We start from the raw sequence: 16,499 nt of genomic DNA, 5'->3' as shown, positions 1-16,499 counted from the left end.
CTTCGCCATCCGTGAAGGCGGTCGTACCGTCGGCGCCGGCGTCGTGGCCAAGATCATTGCCTAACCGGATCCGGAGAACCGCATGTCTACCAAGCAAAAAATCCGCATCCGCCTGAAGGCGTTCGACTACAAGCTGATCGATACCTCGGCCGCCGAGATCGTTGACACCGCCAAGCGCACCGGCGCGATCGTCAAGGGCCCCGTGCCCCTGCCGACCCGCATGAAGCGCTTCGACATCCTGCGTTCGCCGCACGTCAACAAGACCTCGCGCGACCAGCTGGAGATCCGCACCCACCAGCGCCTGATGGACATCGTCGACCCGACCGACAAGACGGTCGACGCCCTGATGAAGCTGGACCTGCCGGCCGGCGTCGACGTCGAGATCAAGCTGCAGTAATCCGCAGTGCGCGGGCTCGGCGATGGCCGGGCTTGCAGAAACAAAGCTCGCTGGTTATACTGGCGGGCTTTTCGGGCTTCTGGCCCTTAACCGCGTTCGTCCGCTGGTCATCCGGCCGGTGGGCTGCGCACCATCAGCCCCGGCCAATTGCAGTCGGGAACGGAGAAAACAATGAGTCTTAGCAACTCCCTCGGGTTGTTGGGTCGCAAGGTGGGCATGATGCGTCTGTTCACCGATGACGGGGACGCAGTGCCTGTCACGGTGGTCGATGTGTCGAACAACCGTGTGACGCAAGTCAAAACCCAAGCCAACGATGGCTACGACGCGCTGCAGGTCACTTTCGGCCAGCGCCGCGCCTCTCGTGTGACCAAGCCCATCGCGGGTCACCTGGCCAAGGCCGGTGTCGAAGCGGGTGAGATCACCCAGGAATTCCGCGTTGCCGCCGATGTGGCTGCCCAGTACCAGCCGGGCGCTACCGTGGCTGCCAATGCCATCTTTGCCGCTGGCCAGAAGGTCGACGTGCAAGGCACTTCGATTGGTAAAGGTTACGCCGGTACCATAAAGCGCCACAACTTCAGCTCGCAGCGCGCGTCGCACGGCAACAGCCGTTCGCACAACGTGCCGGGCTCGATCTCCATGGCCCAAGATCCGGGTCGCGTGTTTCCGGGCAAGAAGATGACCGGCCACATGGGCGATCAGACCAAGACCATCCAGAACCTGGACATCTTCCGCGTCGACGAAGCCCGTCAGCTGCTGATGATCCGTGGTGCCGTACCTGGTGCCAACGGCGGTTTCCTGACCGTTCGTCCCGCCGTCAAGGCCAAGAAGGGAGCTAACTGATGCAAGTTGAACTCCTGAACGACCAGGGCCAGGCTGCGTCCAAGTTGGACGTGCCCGAGACCGTGTTTGGTCGTGACTACAACGAATCCCTGATCCACCAACTCGTGGTGGCTTATCAGGCCAACGCCCGTCAAGGTACGCGTGCTCAGAAAGACCGTGAGCAGGTCAAGCACTCGACCAAGAAGCCGTTCAAGCAGAAAGGCACTGGCAACGCCCGTGCCGGTATGACGTCTTCGCCGCTGTGGCGCGGGGGTGGTCGCATCTTCCCGAACAGCCCGGACGAGAACTTCACCCAGAAGCTCAACAAGAAGATGTACCGCGCCGGCATGGCCTCCATCTTCTCGCAGCTGGTGCGTGAAGGCCGTTTGGCCGTGGTTGACTCCATCAAGGTGGACTCGCCCAAGACCAAGCAGCTCGCCGCCAAGTTCAAGGCCATGAACCTCAGCAACGTGCTGGTCATCGCCGAAGAAGTCGACGAGAACCTGTACCTGGCTTCGCGCAACCTGGCCAACGTGCTCGTGGTCGAGCCGCGTTATGCCGACCCCGTGTCGCTGGTGCACTACAAGAAGGTCATCGTCACCAAGGGTGCCATCGACCAGCTCAAGGAGATGTTCGCATGAGCGTCACGAAATACGACGAAGGCCGTCTGATGCAGGTGCTCGTGGCACCTATCGTGTCTGAAAAGGCCACGCAAGCCGCCGAGCAGTCCAATGCCGTGCTGTTCAAGGTGCTGCAGGACGCCACCAAGCCCGAAATCAAGGCTGCCGTTGAACTGATGTTCAAGGTCCAGGTCAAGGGCGTGTCCGTGCTCAACCAGAAGGGCAAGACCAAGCGCTTCGGCAAGACCGTAGGTCGCCGTGACCATGTGCGCAAGGCCTATGTCACGCTGGCCGAGGGTCAGGAACTCAACTTCGGTGGGGAGGCCTAATCATGGCAGTGATCAAGATGAAACCAACCTCGCCAGGCCGTCGCGGCATGGTGAAGGTCACGCGCGAACACCTGCACAAGGGTGACGGTTTCGCGCCGCTGCTGGAACCCCAGCACCAGAAGTCCGGCCGCAACAACAACGGCCACATCACGGTTCGCCACAAGGGCGGCGGTGCCAAGCACCACTACCGCATCGTGGACTTCCGTCGCAACAAGGACAACATCCCGGCCAAGGTCGAACGCATCGAGTACGACCCGAACCGCACGGCGCACATCGCGCTGCTGTGCTACGCCGACGGCGAGCGCCGCTACATCATCGCCCCCCGTGGCGTTGAAGTCGGTGCCACGCTGCTGTCCGGTTCCGAGTCGCCGATCCGTGTGGGCAACACCCTGCCGATCCGCAACATCCCCGTCGGTTCGACGATTCACTGCATCGAGCTGCAAGTCGGCAAGGGTGCCCAGATCGCCCGTTCCGCTGGTGCTTCCGCCGTGCTGCTGGCCCGCGAAGGCATCTACGCCCAGGTGCGCATGCGTTCTGGCGAAGTGCGCAAGATCCACGTGGATTGCCGCGCCACCATCGGTGAAGTTTCCAACACCGAGCACAGCCTGCGCCAGATCGGCAAGGCCGGTATCAAGCGGCACATGGGCATCCGCCCGACCGTGCGTGGTACCGCCATGAACCCGATCGACCACCCGCACGGTGGTGGTGAAGGCAAGACCGGCGAAGGTCGTGCACCGGTGGATCCGTGGGGCAACCTGACCAAGGGTTACCGCACCCGCAACAACCGCCGCACGCAGAACATGATCGTGTCGCGTCGCAAGAAGTAAGGGGTTGACGAAATGACTCGTTCTCTCAAAAAAGGTCCCTTCGTTGACCACCACCTGATGGCCAAGGTCGAGAAGGCTGTGTCCACCAAGGACAAGAAGCCCGTCAAGACCTGGTCGCGCCGTTCCATGATCCTGCCCGAGTTCATCGGTCTGACGATCGCCGTGCACAACGGCAAGCAGCACGTGCCCGTGTACATCACCGACCAGATGGTGGGACACAAGCTCGGCGAGTTTTCGCTGACGCGCACGTTCAAAGGCCACCCGGCCGACAAGAAAGCCAAGAAGTAAGGACCAACCATGAGTACAGAAACCCGCTCCGTCGTTCGCGGCGTGCGCCTGTCGGTGGACAAAGGCCGTCTCGTGGCCGACCTGATTCGTGGCAAGAAGGTCGACCAGGCCCTGAACATCCTGTCGTTCACGCAGAAAAAGGCCGCCGGCATCGTCAAGAAGGCGCTGGATTCCGCGATCGCCAATGCCGAGCACAACGACGGCGCCGACATCGACGAACTGTTCGTCAAGTCGATCTACGTCGAGCAAGGCACCACGCTCAAGCGCTTCGCTGCCCGCGCCAAGGGCCGCGGCAACCGCATCAGCAAACCCACCTGTCACATCTACGTGACGGTTGGCAACTGAAGAGGCAAGAGGACATATGGGACAGAAAATCAACCCCACCGGCTTCCGCCTCGCAGTTTCCCGCAACTGGGCCAGCCGCTGGTACGCATCCAACCGTGATTTCGCCGGCATGCTGGCGGAAGACATCAAGGTCCGTGAGTACCTCAAGGGCAAGCTGAAGAACGCCGCCGTTTCGCGCGTCGTGATCGAGCGCCCCGCCAAGAACGCCCGCATCACCATCTACTCGGCTCGTCCGGGCGTGGTGATCGGCAAGAAGGGCGAGGACATCGAGAAGCTGAAGAAGGACCTGGCCGCCAAACTGGGCGTGCCGGTGGCTGTGAACATCGAAGAAGTGCGCAAGCCTGAAATCGATGCCAAGCTGATCGCGGACTCCATCACACAGCAGCTCGAAAAGCGGATCATGTTCCGCCGCGCCATGAAGCGCGCCATGCAGAACGCCATGCGTCTGGGTGCCCTGGGCATCAAGATCATGTCGGCTGGCCGCCTGAACGGCATCGAAATCGCCCGCACCGAGTGGTATCGCGAAGGCCGTGTGCCTCTGCATACCCTGCGCGCTGACATCGACTACGGCACCTCCGAAGCCAAGACCACCTACGGCGTCATCGGCGTCAAGGTCTGGGTCTACAAGGGTGACACCCTGGGTCGCAACGATTTGCCCGCCGTGGAAACCCCGCGTCCGGAAGAAGAGCGTCGTCCGCGCGGCCCGCGCCGTGAGCGTCCGGCCGGTCCGGCTGCCCGCGCCGCTGTGCGTCGCGGTGGCAATGCCGCCCCGGCCGATGGTGCCGACAAGCCGGCCGAGGCCACCGACAAACCCGCCGTTAAGCGCGTTCGCAAAGACGCACCCGCAGGGGCACCTGCGGACGGCAAAGGAGAATAAACATGCTGCAACCCGCTCGCCGCAAGTACCGTAAAGAGCAAAAAGGTCGCAACACCGGCGTCGCCACCAGCGGCGCCACCGTGGCCTTTGGAGATTTCGGTCTGAAGTCCACCGACCGCGGCCGTCTGACGGCCCGCCAGATCGAAGCCGCACGCCGTGCGATTTCCCGTCACGTCAAGCGTGGCGGCCGGATCTGGATCCGCGTGTTCCCGGACAAGCCGATCTCCCAGAAGCCTGCCGAAGTCCGTATGGGCAACGGCAAGGGTTCCGTGGAGTACTACGTGGCTGAAATCCAGCCCGGCAAGGTGCTGTACGAAATCGTGGGCGTGCCCGAGCAGCTCGCTCGCGAAGCGTTTGCCCTTGCCGCCGCCAAACTTCCCCTGCGCACCACCTTCGTGGCTCGCATGCTGGGTCAGTGATTCAGGAGAACATAGATGAAAGCTGCTGAACTGCGCCAGAAGGATGTGGCCGGCCTGGAAGCCGAAGTGAAGTCTCTGCAGAAGGCCCATTTCGGCCTGCGCATGCAGAAGGCCACGCAACAACTCAACAACACCGCCACGCTGGGCGACACCCGCCGTTCCATCGCTCGCGCCAAGACCATCCTGGCCGAGAAGCAACGCGCCGCCGCCAAGTAAGGAGTGACGAAATGACGGAAGCCAAAACATCCCTCAAGCGCACCCTGATCGGCAAGGTGGTCAGCGACAAGCGCGCCAAGACCGTGACGGTTCTGGTCGAGCGCCGTGTGAAGCACGAGCTCTACGACAAGATCGTTGCCAAGTCGAGCAAGTACCACGCCCACGACGAAAAGGGTGAATATAAGCTCGGCGACGTGATCGAGATCACCGAAAGCCGCCCGTTGTCCAAGACCAAGAACTGGGTGGCCACCCGCTTGGTTCAAAAGGCCGCCGTGGTGTAAGCCTGTTTGCGCCGATTCCTGCGCAAGCCCCGAAAGCGACCGAGAATCTCGGTCGCTTTTTTCATTTCCGGCCCACGGGTCAACACAGACGAGGAGAACACACCATGATTCAGGTTGGCGACAAGATCCCGGCGGTCACGCTGATGGAGTACAGCGAGGTCGAAGGCAATGGCTGCAGCATCGGCCCGAACCCGGTGGACACGGCCGCTGCCAGCGCCGGCAAAACCATCGCCCTGTTCGCACTGCCGGGTGCGTTCACGCCCACCTGCTCTGCCAAACATGTGCCGGGTTATGTGGATCAGTACGATGCCCTGAAAGCGGCTGGTGTGGACGAGATCTGGTGTGTGAGCGTCAACGATGCGTTCGTGATGGGTGCGTGGGCACGCGATCAGAACACCGGCACCAAGGTGCGCATGCTGGCAGATGGCAGCGCCGATTTCGCTAAGGCGACAGGTCTGACGCTGGACCTGACCGCCCGGGGTATGGGCTTGCGCAGCAACCGCTACTCCATGCTGGTCAAGGACGGCATCGTCAAGACGCTGAATGTGGAAGGTCCAGGCAAGTTCGAGGTCAGCGACGCAGCGACGCTGCTGGCCCAGGCCCGAGGCTAACCTTCAGGCGCGGCCCAGCGTCAGTGCGCGCAGATCCAGCTTGAGGTAGTGCGCGCCCGCCAGAGGGTTGTGATAGTAGGGCTCGGTTTCGACAAAGCCCACCTCCTGGTAGAGCGCACGGGCCGCCTCCATGTCGGTCAGGGTGTCCAGCAACATGGTCGTGTAGCCCGCCTGCTGGGCGCCGACGATCACGGCGTCCACCAGTTGCCGGCCCAGCCCGAGTCCGCGGAACGCAGGGCGGACAAACAGCCGTTTCATCTCGCACGCGTTCAGATGGTCGCTGTTGGCCAGCGGCCGGAAGGCACAACAACCGGCCGGTGCACCATCGACTTGTGCGAGGAACAGCCCGCCGGAGGGGACGGCATAGTCTCCGGGCAAGTCCCGCAGTTCTTCTTCAAATCCTTGGAAGCAGAGATCGATGCCTAATCCCGCCTGGTAATCCAGGAACAGGGCGCGAACCGCCGCCAGTTTCTCGGCCGAGCGGGCATGCAGGATGGACAGCTGGACGGTGTGACGGGAGTCGGGCATCGGCAGAATCGAGCGGTGCAGGCGAGCGGGCACTATACGACAGTACAAGTCGGCGGCCGCTCGGGGTTCATCCCCAGCTGGTCTGACCCAGCCCGACGATCCAGTACACCACGGCGCCACAGGCCGCCCAGATCACCAACGCCAGCAGCCGCGATGCCCCGTTGTCCCGTGCGCTGGGCAGCGGTGCCACGACTTGCTTGTCGCCCAGCACCATCGGCCGCACCAGGTTGTCCTTCTTGACCCATTTGTAGAACAGGATGGCCAGCACGTGCAGCGCGACCAGCGCAATCAGCAGGAGCTTGCCGATGGACTTGTGGTACCGGGTGGCCTGGCTCACCGTGTCGCCGGACACCAGGCCCACCAACGGGCCGGTGAACGCGATCTCATCATCGGCAAACAGGCCGGTGCTCACTTGCAGCAGCAGCACAGTGATCAATGCGAACACCGACAGCATGCCCAGGGGGTTGTGACCCACCCGGTCCTCCGGCCGACTGTTGCCCCGTAGGTAGGCCAACAGGGTCGATGGGTGGTAGAGGAAGCTGCTGAATCGGGACCAGTGGCCGCCCACAAAACCCCAGACGATGCGAAACAGCAGCAGGCTCAGAACCGCGTAACCGAGACGCCCGTGCCAGGTCATCCAGCTTCCCCCCACGTTGGCGGTGATGACCAAGCCGATGACGCAAAGGGCCAGTGACCAGTGGAACAGTCGGGTTGGAAGATCCCAGACGCGGATGGTGTGCATGGTGAGGACCGGGTGTTGACGCGAAGGACAGGTAGAGAAGATACACGGCCTCGGGTTCCTGCGGAACTTTTTCCCACGCGAACAACTCCCGGCACGGGTAACCTGTTTGGTTACGTGTCTATCAATCCAATCAACCCTGCGCAGGAGTCCTCATGAAATTGCTTGCTTCAATCACGTTGGCGGCCGTGGTGTCCACACTGTCCGTGCCCGCGATGGCCCAGTTCCAGAAGCCGGAAGATGCCGTCAAGTACCGCAAGGCAGCGTTTACGGTGATGGCCGCTCACTTCGGTCGTCTCGGCGCCATGGCCAGCGACAAGGCGCCGTTCGACGCCAAGGTGGCAGCCGAGAATGCGGCGATCGTGGAGACCATGAGCAAGCTGCCCTGGGCCGGGTTTGTGGCCGGTTCCGACAAGGGGGAAACCCGGGCCAAGCCGGAAATCTGGACCGACGGGGCCAAGTTCAAGAAGGCATCGGATGACATGATGGCGTCTGTGGCCCAGCTCAATGCGGCCGCCAAGACGGGCAATCTGGACAACCTGAAGAAAGCATTTGGCGAGTCAGCCAAAACCTGCAAGGCTTGCCACGACGCATTCCGCAAGGAGTGAGCAGACACTTCAATAGAGCCTCTGAATTGAAATGGGCGGGCACCATCTCTGGTGCTCGCCCATTTCGCTGCAGGAGTGGGTCTCGAGGGATCAGCTCTTGGCGAGCAGGTCCTCGATCAGGTTGTGCAGCGCGGCAAAGTCGGGTTCGCCCACGAAACGTTTGACGATACGCCCCTGCTTGTCGACCAGGTAGGTGGTTGGGGTGAGCTTCACGTCGCCCCAGTTCTTGGCCAGCTCGCCGGTGTTGTCCAGCGCCACCTTGAACGGCAGCTGGCGCGACTGGGCGTAGTTGGCCACCCAGGCCGGCTGGTCGTAGCTCATGGCGACGGCGATGGTTTCGTAGCCCTTGTCCTTGAATTTCTGGTGGGTGCTGACAAGGGATGGCATCTCCTTGACGCAGGTGACGCAGGTGGTGGCCCAGAAGTTGACCAGGGTCACCTTGCCTTTGAGGTCGGCGGTGGTGGTGGTGGTGCCGTCCAACAGCACGAAGCTGGAGGCAGGCGCCTCGTCACCGGAGGCACAACCGGACAGGCCAAGAGCCGTGGCGACCACAAGGGCGGCGAGCGAGCGGCGGCGGAAGGACGAAGTGGACATCATGGCGCAGGGAAAAATTCGGAATGGCCGAAGTGTGATCTCCTGATTGTCCGGGAGTTCATTCCGATGCCGCAACAGGTTCAGCGCAAACGCGCGCGGGCCTGCTGCAGCCGGGCATCGAGGTACTCACCGTAAAAGTCCGGCACCGCCACGCCCACCAGCCGTTCTGCCAGCTCTTCCCCCTTGGCACCCAGGAACAGCACGGTCGGCGCAAAGCGGGCTTTCCAAGCCTTGGCCTGTTCGGCGGGCGTGGTCATCGAACCATCGAATCCCTGCAGATTGCTGGTGCGATCCCGGATATCGAGCTGGACAGCGTGCAGCGACCCCTGCCTCAGCATGGGCAGCAGGTGGTGGTTGCGAACCAGATCGCAGTACGGACATCCGGCGAGGGTGGTCATCACGAGCAGCGGTTCGCCACGCGCCACCGCCGCCTGGGCGCTGCCGCGCAGCGAGCTCGGGGTGGGAAGAGCGGACGAATGGCCGGGGTTGTTCATGAAAACTCAGGGGGGTATGTTGGCCCGCCTCGGAAGATACCGCGATTGCGGTATTCCTCCAAATGTGCTGGACGCATCGGGCCGGTCGTGGATGCAGATACCATCCGGAGCACCCCCGGGCCCCGGCCCTCCATGGTGGCACCACGCCGCTGCGCTTTCCGGAGACTCCTTTGTTGCATCCATTGCGTGCCGCTGGCCTGGCGGCGCTGCTGGCCCTTGGGGCCTGCAGCCCCACGTTCAACTGGCGCGAGTGGGCGGTCGCTGGCACGCCCTTGCGTGCGCTGATGCCCTGCAAGCCTGAGAGCGCCAGCCGACCGGTGCCGATGCTGGGGACGCCGGTGGAATTGCACATGCAGGCCTGTGAGGCCGGTGGCATGCGGTTCGCTCTGGCCTGGGCCGATGTGGGCCGGGCCGACCAGGTGCCCGCCGCGTTGGCGGCCTGGCGCGTGGCAAGCCTCCAGACGCTTCGGGTGGCGGCGGCTTCGCTGGACGATCCCAGCCTGACCTGGTCGATCGGGGTCAAGGGCGCGCCGCAGGCACAGGGGGTGCAGGCCCGCGGCACCGATCCACAAGGACAGCCGGTCCTCACGCGTGCGGCGTACTTCGCCCGCGGCACACAGGTGTTCCAGGCGGCGGTCTACGCCACGCGCCTGGACGACGGCGCGAGCGACGCATTCTTCGCCGGGCTGGCGCTCGCGCAGCCATGAGAAGCACCGGGGCCGCGTCTGGCGACCACCTGTTGTCGCCACTGGTGGCGGTTTCGGTGTTTCTGGCCTTTGCGCTGGCGTACTTCCTGTCGGCACTGATCCGTGCGGTCACCGCCACGCTGTCGCCGGTTCTCAGTGCCGAGCTGTCCCTGCAGGCGAGCGACCTCGGGCTGCTGGCCGGCGGGTACTTCTTTGGCTTTGCGCTCACTCAGCTGCCCCTGGGCTCATGGCTGGACCGTTTCGGTCCGCGGCGGGTGATCCTGGCCTTCCTGGGGGTGGCGGTGCTGGGCTGTGCGGCTTTTGCCATGGCCACCAGCTTCGCCGGCTTGCTGGCCGCCCGCGTGCTCACCGGTATGGGAGTGAGTGCCTGCCTCATGGCGCCGCTCACTGGTTACCGCCGCTGGCTGCAGCCGGCCACGCAGCTGCGCGCCAACTCCTGGATGCTGATGACCGGGTCGCTGGGCATGGTGGCGTCCACCCTGCCGGTGCAGTGGTTGATGCCGCTGCTGGGTTGGCGCGGTCTGTTCTGGTCGCTGGCGGCGCTGGTGCTGCTGTCCATGCTGGTGCTGGTGGCGCTGGTGCCGCGCTGGCGCCAGGAGCCCCCACCCGTGGCGGCAGGGTCCGAAGCGTCGGGCTACGGCGCCATCTGGCGCCACCCGTACTTCAGGCAGCTGGCGCCCATCGGGTTCATCAACTACGGCGGCATGGTGGCGGTGCAGACCCTGTGGGCCGGTCCCTGGATGGTGCAGGTGGCCGGCTACACGCCGCAGCGCGCGGCCTTCGGCCTGTTTGCGATCAACCTGTGCATGCTGCTGAGCTTCTGGCTGTGGGGCATGGTCAATCCCCATCTGGCGCGGCGGGGCGTCCCGGCCGAGCGGCTGATCGCCTGGGGTTTGCCCCTGAGCTTTGTGGCTCTGGCGGCCATTGTGGTTCTGGGGCCTCGGGCCGGCTGGCCCCTGTGGGCCGCGTTCTGTGTGGGCAGCACCTTCGTCTCGCTGTCGCAGCCCGCCGTGGCGCTGGCGCTGCCTGCGGCGGCGGCCGGGCGCGCGCTGTCGGCCTACAACCTGGTCATCTTTGCAGGCGTGTTCCTGGTGCAGTGGGCGATTGGCGGGCTGGTGGATGCGTTTGCTCTGCTGGGCTGGGACACCGTGGCGCGTTTTCGGGGCGCGATCACAGTGTTCGGGCTGTGCTGCGTCTCAGCCTATGGGGTTTTCCTGCTTGGATACCGGCGCCAGCGCGCAGCCTCCGGGGGATAAACTCCGGAGCATGAACGGCATCCTCATCGTTGCGCACGCGCCGCTGGCTTCGGCCCTGCGGGCCTGCGTGCTGCACGTGTTTCCCGACAGCGCCAGTGCGGTGTCGGCCCTGGATGTCATGCCCAATGCTCCCCCGGAGGAGTCGCTGGCCCAGGCGCGCATTCTCATGCGGCAGCTGGACACGCCGCAGACGCTGGTGCTGACCGATGTGTTCGGTGCCACGCCCTGCAACGTGGCGCACAAGCTGGTCGATGGCGTGCGTTCCAAGCTGATCGCCGGCGTCAACCTGCCGATGCTGCTGCGCACCGTGTCGTACCGGCACGAGTCGCTGGACGCGTTGGTCTCGCGCGCCATGGTGGGGGCCACGCAGGGTGTGATCCAGGTGGCCGTGACGGCACCACAAAATCAGGCGAGAAGAATCACACATGATCAAGACCACCGCGACCATCAGCAATAAGCTGGGCCTGCACGCCCGCGCTTCGGCCAAGCTCACCAAGCTGGCCGGCAGCCACCAGTGCGAGGTGTGGATGTCGAAGGGGGACCGCCGCATCAACGCCAAAAGCATCATGGGCGTCATGATGCTGGCGGCCGGCGTCGGCAGTCAGGTCGAGATCGAGACCAGCGGCCCGGACGAGCAGGCCGCGATGGACGCCATCGTGGCGCTGATTAACGACAAGTTCGGGGAAGGCGAGTGAGCTTCACGGTTCACGGTCTGGCGGTCTCCCGAGGCATTGCCATCGGGCGGGCGGTGATTGTGGCGTCCAGCCGCATCGACGTCGCCCACTACTTCGTCAAGCCTGATCAGGTCGAAGCCGAGATCCAGCGCCTGCGGCGAGCTCGCAACGGTGTGGTCGAGGAGATCGAAAAGGTCCAGGCCAGCCTGGATGAGCTGGGATCGCAAGACGCTCACCCGGAGCTGAGCGCACTGCTCGATGTGCACCTGATGCTGCTGCAGGACGAGCAGCTCACGAGCGGCGTGAAGCACTGGATCACCGAACGCCACTACAACGCCGAATGGGCGCTGACCACCCAGCTGGAGGTGATCGCGCGCCAGTTCGACGAGATGGAAGACCCTTATCTGCGCGAACGAAAGGCCGACCTGGAACAGGTGGTCGAGCGCATGCTGCGCATGATGCGTGGCGTGGCCTCGCCCGTCGCCGCGCCACTGCCGCCCGCGGCCGAGGGCGAGCCCAACGGCACCCTCTTCGATCCCTCGGTCGACGTGCCTCTGGTGCTGATCGCGCACGACCTCTCGCCGGCCGACATGTTGCAGTTCAAGCAGAGCGTGTTCGCCGGCTTCGTCACCGACGTCGGCGGCAAGACCAGCCACACCGCCATCGTGGCGCGCAGCATGGACATCCCTGCGGTGGTTGGTGCGCGCTCGGCCAGCCACCTGATCAACCAGGACGACTGGGTCATCATTGATGGCGACGCCGGGGTGGTGATTGTCGACCCGTCGCCCATCCTGATGGCCGAATACGGCTTCAAGCAGCGCCAGGGCGAGGTGGAGCGCGAGCGGCTCTCCCGCCTGAAGAACACCCCAGCCGTGACGCTGGATGGCCAGAAGATCGAGTTACTGGCCAATATCGAACAGCCCGAGGACGCCGCCGCGGCGCTCAAGGCCGGTGCTGTGGGCGTGGGGCTGTTCCGCACCGAGTTCCTGTTCATGGGGCGCAACGGCAAGCTGCCCGACGAGGAAGAGCAATACGCCGCCTATCGCCGGGCCGTCGAAGGCATGCAGGGCCTGCCGGTCACGATCCGCACGGTCGACGTCGGCGCCGACAAGCCGTTGGACCGCACCCCGGTGCGTGCTGGCGAGGACCACCTCAACCCGGCGCTGGGCCTGCGCGCGATCCGCTGGAGCCTGGCCGACCCGGCGATGTTCCTGGCGCAGCTGCGCGCCATCCTGCGGGCGGCGGCCCTCGGCCCGATCAACCTGCTGGTGCCCATGCTGGCCCACGCCAGCGAGATCCGGCAGACGCTGGCGCTGGTCGACAAGGCGCGCATGCAGCTCGATGCCCAAGGCGTGGTCCACGGCCCGGTGCGGCTGGGCGCCATGATCGAGGTGCCTGCCGCGGCGCTGACGATCCCGCTGTTCCTGCGCCACTTCGACTTTCTCTCCATCGGCACCAACGACCTGATCCAGTACACGCTGGCGATCGATCGTGCCGACGAGGCGGTGGCACACCTCTACGACCCGGTGCATCCGGCGGTGCTGCACCTGGTGGCCAGCACCATCGCGCAGGCCCGTGCACAGGGCAAGAGCGTGAGCGTGTGCGGCGAGATGGCGGGCGACGTCGGCATGACGCGTCTGCTGCTCGGTCTGGGCCTGCGCAGTTTTTCCATGCACCCCTCTCAGATCCTGGCCGTCAAGCAGCAGATCCTGCGCTGCGACACCAGCAAGCTGGCGGCTTGGGCGCAGAGCGTGCTGGCGGCCGAAGACCCGGCCGCGCTGATGGCCGACTGATCGCTCAGACCGCTGGGCGCCGCGTGGCCAGCACCGCCGCACCGATGATCAGGGCAGCGGCCATCCCGACCGACAGACTGGGTGCTTCGCCGCGCATCCCCAGCAGGGTCAGTGTGGACAGCAGCGGGGTGACGAAGCTGAGCACGCCGATCTGGCGCGCGTCGCCGCGCTTGAGCGCCGCGTCCCACAGGAAAAACGCGCCGCCCAGCGGCCCGAGACCGAGCAGGGTGATCAGCGTCCAGTCCTGCAGGGTCAGCGACACCGCCGGTTCCATGATGGTGTGGCACAGCAGCGAGAGCAGGCCCGACACCAGGGCGAAGCTGCCGATGGCCGTGGTCGGGAACGGTGCGACGCGCTTGGTCAGCAGCGAGTAGCTGGCCCAGATGAAGGCCGAACCGGCGGCTGGGAGGTAGCCCCACGCCCAAACGGCCTCGGCAGGTCCGCCTCGCCCGAGGATGGCCAGGGCTGCGCCTCCGAAGCCCAGCAGGGCGGCCAGGATATGGCGTCCGGTGAGCGTCGTCCCGGGCAAAAACAGCGGCGCCATTACGACGATGCCCAGCGGCCACAGGTAGTTCACCAGGTTGGCCTGCACTGGGGGTGCATGGCGCAGCGCGATGAACAGCAGGAAGTGGAAGCCGAACAGGCCGTACACGCCCAGTGCCAGCGTGGCCGGCGGCACCCGCCAGCGCCGCCAGTCGAAACGAGAGAGCGGAAGGGCGATCAGGCTACCAATCAGCAGCGACAGGCCGGTCAGCAGGAAGGGCGGGACGTGGGACAGCGCCACGCCCAGCGCGGCCAGAGAGCCCCAGAGGGCGACGGCGCCCAGCGCGAGCAGGTTGGCACTCATTCCTGCTCCTTGCGAACCGGTTGCTTGATCAGGAACAAAGTCAAGGGCATGGGGTGTCTTTGATACTGCATGGGGTATAAATTTTTCACAGGACCTGCATGTGAGTACGTTCAACCACAACGACCTGATGCGCGACATCAATGCCAGCCTGGCGCCGTTCCGCAAGACCCAGGGCAGCGCCATGGCCGGCTTTGGACAGCTGGCCAACGCGGCGATCACCGACGGTGCGCTCAGCGCCCGACACAAGGAGCTGGTGGCGCTGGCGATTGCTGTCACCCAGCGCTGTTCGGGCTGCATCGGATTCCATGTCAAGGCACTGGTGCAACTGGGTTGTAAGCGCGCCGAACTGGAAGAGATGCTGTCCGTCTGCGTCTACATGGGCGGCGGTCCAGCGCTGATGTATGCGGCTGAGGCTATTGCCGCCTGGGAGAAGATGGCGCCTCCGGATCTGCCTTCGTCAGCTTAGCCGAGCCGTCGTCGCGCGGCGCAGGTCAATCGTCGGCGTTCAAGGGTGTCGGGTGGTCTTGCTTGCGCAGCGCCGCGGTGAGGGCAGAGGGAGAGTGGTAGCCACAGCGCCGGGCAACTTCTGCCACGGGCAGTCCCTGCGCGCGCAGGTGGCGCGCGCGGTCCAGCCGTAGGCTGCGCAGCCAGGCCATGGGGCTCAGGCCGATTTCCTGCCGGCAGCGTTCGGTGAACTGGGCCGGGCTGAGGTGGGTGCGCGTGGCCAGATCGGCGACCGACAGCCGCTCGTCGGCTGCCTTCAGCGCCCAGGCCTGAAGGCCCTGCCAGTCGATGGCGCGCCGGAAACGTGTGGGCGCAGCGGACGGCGCCCAGGCTTCCAGCAGCAGCGCCGGGCCCAGCAGACGTGCGCGCGCCAGCCCCGTCGAACAGGCCGACGCCAGATAGCGGGCCAGCGGCAGGGCTTGCGGCAATGGGGCACAGCGATCCAAACTGGCCCAGCCCGTGTCGGACGAGTCCAGCACCAGGCACTGCGCGCCCCCGACGGACTCGAAATCGTGCCGCAGGCCGGGTGCGATCACCATGCCTTCACCCGTGCCGACGCGCCATCCGCGGCCGTCGACTTCCAGCTCCAGCACGCCTTCCAGCCCCAGCAGGATCTGGAAATGGTCGTGCGCATGGCTACCCGGCGAGGCGCCGTACTGGCGCACCGACAGAGCGTCGTGCGCGGCGGCCACGTCAGGTCCTGGGGTTGTTCAGCACGTCGTGCGCCTGCTGGTCGGCGTGGTAGCTCGACCGCACCATGGCGCCGACGGCGGCGTGGGTGAAGCCCATCTCGTAGGCCTTTTCCTCGAACATCTTGAAGGTGTCGGGGTGCACGTAGCGGCGCACCGGCAGGTGGTGGCCGCTGGGGGCCAGGTACTGGCCGATGGTCAGCATGTCGATGTTGTGCGCACGCATGTCGCGCATCACCTCGAGAATTTCCTCGTCGGTCTCGCCCAGGCCGACCATGAGGCCGCTCTTGGTCGGGATGCCGGGAAAGCGCTGCTTGAACTTCTTGAGCAGATTCAGACTGAACTGGTAATCCGAGCCCGGGCGCGCCTCCTTGTACAGGCGCGGCACGGTTTCGAGATTGTGGTTGAGCACATCGGGCAGGCCTGCGGCCAGGATGTCCAGAGCCTTCTCGTCACGGCCGCGGAAGTCGGGCACCAGCACCTCGATCTGCGTGCCGGGCGAGAGCTCGCGCGTGCGCTGGATGCAGGCCACATAGTGGCCTGCGCCGCCGTCGCGAAGGTCGTCGCGGTCCACGCTGGTGATCACCACGTACTTGAGCTTGAGCTGCGCGATGGTCTTGGCCAGGTTCTCTGGTTCGTCCACGTCCAGTGGATCAGGGCGCCCATGGCCGACGTCGCAGAACGGGCAGCGCCGCGTGCACTTGTCGCCCATGATCATGAAAGTCGCCGTGCCCTTGCCGAAGCACTCGCCGATGTTCGGGCAGCTGGCTTCTTCGCACACCGTGACCAGCTTGTTGCTGCGCAGGATGTCCTTGATCTCATAGAAGCGCGTGGTCGGCGAGCCGGCCTTGACGCGGATCCACTCCGGCTTCTTGAGCACCTCGGCCGGCACGATTTTGATCGGGATGCGCGCGGTTTTTGCCTGGCTCTTCTGCTTGGCGGTGGCGTCGTAGCTGGCGGCGGGCTGGGTTTCGCGGACGGTGTGGGCATCGGCCACGGGGGTATCGGGGCGGTTCATGGCAGGGGCGCGGTCGACG

26 protein-coding genes are annotated in these 16,499 nt (G+C 65.0%); 19 read left to right on the top strand and 7 right to left on the bottom strand.

What is annotated here, in order from left to right; all coding sequences use genetic code 11:
- Positions 1-82: 82 nt before the first annotated feature.
- The 12 genes from rpsJ to ACFOPI_RS14275 all read left to right on the top strand — a co-directional run bounded on the left by rpsJ (position 83) and on the right by ACFOPI_RS14275 (position 6,029).
- Positions 83-397: a 30S ribosomal protein S10 gene (gene rpsJ / locus ACFOPI_RS14330; protein WP_066157716.1), complete on the top strand. Its 315-nt coding sequence runs from the start codon at positions 83-85 to the stop codon at positions 395-397.
- A gap of 171 nt (positions 398-568) precedes the next feature.
- Positions 569-1,237 (top strand): 50S ribosomal protein L3, encoded by a 669-nt coding sequence (rplC, locus tag ACFOPI_RS14325; protein ID WP_382174897.1) that lies wholly within the window; start codon positions 569-571, stop codon positions 1,235-1,237.
- The gene (gene rplD, locus ACFOPI_RS14320) at positions 1,237-1,857 is read left to right on the top strand and encodes a 50S ribosomal protein L4 (protein ID WP_066157712.1); all 621 of its coding nucleotides are present in this window, start codon (positions 1,237-1,239) and stop codon (positions 1,855-1,857) included. The genes rplC and rplD overlap by 1 nt, the downstream gene beginning before the upstream one ends.
- Positions 1,854-2,165, top strand: a complete 312-nt coding sequence (gene rplW, locus ACFOPI_RS14315) for a 50S ribosomal protein L23 (RefSeq protein ID WP_066157709.1) — start codon at positions 1,854-1,856, stop codon at positions 2,163-2,165. Before rplD ends, rplW begins: the two co-directional genes overlap by 4 nt.
- A 2-nt stretch (positions 2,166-2,167) precedes the next feature.
- Positions 2,168-2,992, top strand: coding sequence for a 50S ribosomal protein L2 (gene rplB, locus ACFOPI_RS14310; protein WP_382174893.1), 825 nt, complete (start codon positions 2,168-2,170; stop codon positions 2,990-2,992).
- Positions 2,993-3,004: 12 nt separating this feature from the next.
- The gene (gene rpsS, locus ACFOPI_RS14305; RefSeq protein ID WP_066157704.1) at positions 3,005-3,280 is read left to right on the top strand and encodes a 30S ribosomal protein S19; all 276 of its coding nucleotides are present in this window, start codon (positions 3,005-3,007) and stop codon (positions 3,278-3,280) included.
- A 9-nt stretch (positions 3,281-3,289) separates the two neighbouring features.
- Positions 3,290-3,625 carry a 50S ribosomal protein L22 gene (gene rplV / locus ACFOPI_RS14300; RefSeq protein WP_066157701.1) on the top strand — a complete coding sequence of 112 codons (336 nt, stop codon included), beginning with the start codon at positions 3,290-3,292 and terminating at the stop codon, positions 3,623-3,625.
- Between the two features lie 16 nt (positions 3,626-3,641).
- Positions 3,642-4,502 carry a 30S ribosomal protein S3 gene (gene rpsC, locus ACFOPI_RS14295; RefSeq protein WP_382174890.1) on the top strand — a complete coding sequence of 287 codons (861 nt, stop codon included), beginning with the start codon at positions 3,642-3,644 and terminating at the stop codon, positions 4,500-4,502.
- A gap of 2 nt (positions 4,503-4,504) precedes the next feature.
- On the top strand, positions 4,505-4,921 hold the full coding sequence (rplP, locus tag ACFOPI_RS14290) for a 50S ribosomal protein L16 (protein ID WP_066157696.1): 417 nt from the start codon (positions 4,505-4,507) through the stop codon (positions 4,919-4,921).
- A 15-nt stretch (positions 4,922-4,936) separates the two neighbouring features.
- Positions 4,937-5,137, top strand: coding sequence for a 50S ribosomal protein L29 (rpmC, locus tag ACFOPI_RS14285; protein ID WP_066157692.1), 201 nt, complete (start codon positions 4,937-4,939; stop codon positions 5,135-5,137).
- Positions 5,138-5,148: 11 nt separating this feature from the next.
- The gene (gene rpsQ, locus ACFOPI_RS14280) at positions 5,149-5,418 is read left to right on the top strand and encodes a 30S ribosomal protein S17 (protein WP_066157687.1); all 270 of its coding nucleotides are present in this window, start codon (positions 5,149-5,151) and stop codon (positions 5,416-5,418) included.
- A gap of 104 nt (positions 5,419-5,522) precedes the next feature.
- Entirely contained in the window at positions 5,523-6,029 is a 507-nt protein-coding gene (locus ACFOPI_RS14275; protein WP_382174886.1) for a peroxiredoxin, read from the top strand.
- 3 nt (positions 6,030-6,032) lie between these two features.
- Here the strand turns inward: ACFOPI_RS14275 and ACFOPI_RS14270 are convergent, their stop codons facing one another.
- Together ACFOPI_RS14270 and ACFOPI_RS14265 are read right to left on the bottom strand one after the other, a co-directional pair.
- Positions 6,033-6,557 carry a GNAT family N-acetyltransferase gene (locus ACFOPI_RS14270; protein ID WP_382174883.1) on the bottom strand — a complete coding sequence of 175 codons (525 nt, stop codon included), beginning with the start codon at positions 6,555-6,557 and terminating at the stop codon, positions 6,033-6,035.
- Between the two features lie 67 nt (positions 6,558-6,624).
- Positions 6,625-7,299, bottom strand: coding sequence for a cytochrome b/b6 domain-containing protein (locus ACFOPI_RS14265; protein WP_382174881.1), 675 nt, complete (start codon positions 7,297-7,299; stop codon positions 6,625-6,627).
- Positions 7,300-7,451: 152 nt separating this feature from the next.
- Here ACFOPI_RS14265 and ACFOPI_RS14260 point away from each other — a divergent pair, with 152 nt between their 5' ends.
- Positions 7,452-7,904, top strand: a complete 453-nt coding sequence (locus ACFOPI_RS14260) for a c-type cytochrome (protein WP_382174878.1) — start codon at positions 7,452-7,454, stop codon at positions 7,902-7,904.
- 90 nt (positions 7,905-7,994) lie between these two features.
- Here ACFOPI_RS14260 and ACFOPI_RS14255 read toward each other — a convergent pair whose 3' ends face one another.
- Together ACFOPI_RS14255 and ACFOPI_RS14250 are read right to left on the bottom strand one after the other, a co-directional pair.
- Complete coding sequence (locus tag ACFOPI_RS14255; protein WP_382174875.1) at positions 7,995-8,501, bottom strand: TlpA family protein disulfide reductase; 507 nt, start codon at positions 8,499-8,501, stop codon at positions 7,995-7,997.
- Positions 8,502-8,578: 77 nt separating this feature from the next.
- Complete coding sequence (locus tag ACFOPI_RS14250) at positions 8,579-8,992, bottom strand: thioredoxin fold domain-containing protein (protein ID WP_382174872.1); 414 nt, start codon at positions 8,990-8,992, stop codon at positions 8,579-8,581.
- Between the two features lie 173 nt (positions 8,993-9,165).
- Here ACFOPI_RS14250 and ACFOPI_RS14245 point away from each other — a divergent pair, with 173 nt between their 5' ends.
- The 5 genes from ACFOPI_RS14245 to ptsP are packed head-to-tail and all read left to right on the top strand — an operon-like array spanning position 9,166 to position 13,422.
- Entirely contained in the window at positions 9,166-9,699 is a 534-nt protein-coding gene (locus ACFOPI_RS14245) for a hypothetical protein (protein ID WP_382174869.1), read from the top strand.
- The gene (locus ACFOPI_RS14240; protein WP_382174866.1) at positions 9,696-10,955 is read left to right on the top strand and encodes an MFS transporter; all 1,260 of its coding nucleotides are present in this window, start codon (positions 9,696-9,698) and stop codon (positions 10,953-10,955) included. The genes ACFOPI_RS14245 and ACFOPI_RS14240 overlap by 4 nt, the downstream gene beginning before the upstream one ends.
- A 10-nt stretch (positions 10,956-10,965) precedes the next feature.
- Positions 10,966-11,412 carry a PTS sugar transporter subunit IIA gene (locus tag ACFOPI_RS14235; RefSeq protein ID WP_382174864.1) on the top strand — a complete coding sequence of 149 codons (447 nt, stop codon included), beginning with the start codon at positions 10,966-10,968 and terminating at the stop codon, positions 11,410-11,412.
- A complete protein-coding gene (locus ACFOPI_RS14230; RefSeq protein ID WP_066157661.1) occupies positions 11,381-11,650 on the top strand; it encodes an HPr family phosphocarrier protein in 270 nt (89 codons plus the stop codon). Before ACFOPI_RS14235 ends, ACFOPI_RS14230 begins: the two co-directional genes overlap by 32 nt.
- Positions 11,647-13,422, top strand: coding sequence for a phosphoenolpyruvate--protein phosphotransferase (gene ptsP / locus ACFOPI_RS14225; protein WP_382174861.1), 1,776 nt, complete (start codon positions 11,647-11,649; stop codon positions 13,420-13,422). The genes ACFOPI_RS14230 and ptsP overlap by 4 nt, the downstream gene beginning before the upstream one ends.
- 4 nt (positions 13,423-13,426) lie before the next feature.
- Here ptsP and ACFOPI_RS14220 read toward each other — a convergent pair whose 3' ends face one another.
- Positions 13,427-14,269 carry a DMT family transporter gene (locus ACFOPI_RS14220; RefSeq protein WP_382174859.1) on the bottom strand — a complete coding sequence of 281 codons (843 nt, stop codon included), beginning with the start codon at positions 14,267-14,269 and terminating at the stop codon, positions 13,427-13,429.
- A gap of 100 nt (positions 14,270-14,369) precedes the next feature.
- Between ACFOPI_RS14220 and ACFOPI_RS14215 the strand changes: the two genes are divergently transcribed.
- Positions 14,370-14,735 carry a carboxymuconolactone decarboxylase family protein gene (locus tag ACFOPI_RS14215; RefSeq protein ID WP_382174856.1) on the top strand — a complete coding sequence of 122 codons (366 nt, stop codon included), beginning with the start codon at positions 14,370-14,372 and terminating at the stop codon, positions 14,733-14,735.
- Positions 14,736-14,760: 25 nt separating this feature from the next.
- Here ACFOPI_RS14215 and ACFOPI_RS14210 read toward each other — a convergent pair whose 3' ends face one another.
- Together ACFOPI_RS14210 and lipA are read right to left on the bottom strand one after the other, a co-directional pair.
- A complete protein-coding gene (locus ACFOPI_RS14210; protein ID WP_382174853.1) occupies positions 14,761-15,465 on the bottom strand; it encodes an AraC family transcriptional regulator in 705 nt (234 codons plus the stop codon).
- A gap of 1 nt (position 15,466) precedes the next feature.
- On the bottom strand, positions 15,467-16,480 hold the full coding sequence (gene lipA, locus ACFOPI_RS14205) for a lipoyl synthase (protein ID WP_382174850.1): 1,014 nt from the start codon (positions 16,478-16,480) through the stop codon (positions 15,467-15,469).
- Between the last annotated feature and the right edge of the window lie 19 nt (positions 16,481-16,499).

Source organism: Hydrogenophaga luteola (genome assembly GCF_042648585.1).
GTDB classification, from domain to species: domain Bacteria; phylum Pseudomonadota; class Gammaproteobacteria; order Burkholderiales; family Burkholderiaceae_C; genus Hydrogenophaga; species Hydrogenophaga luteola.
This window is presented reverse-complemented; position numbering and strand designations above follow the sequence as displayed.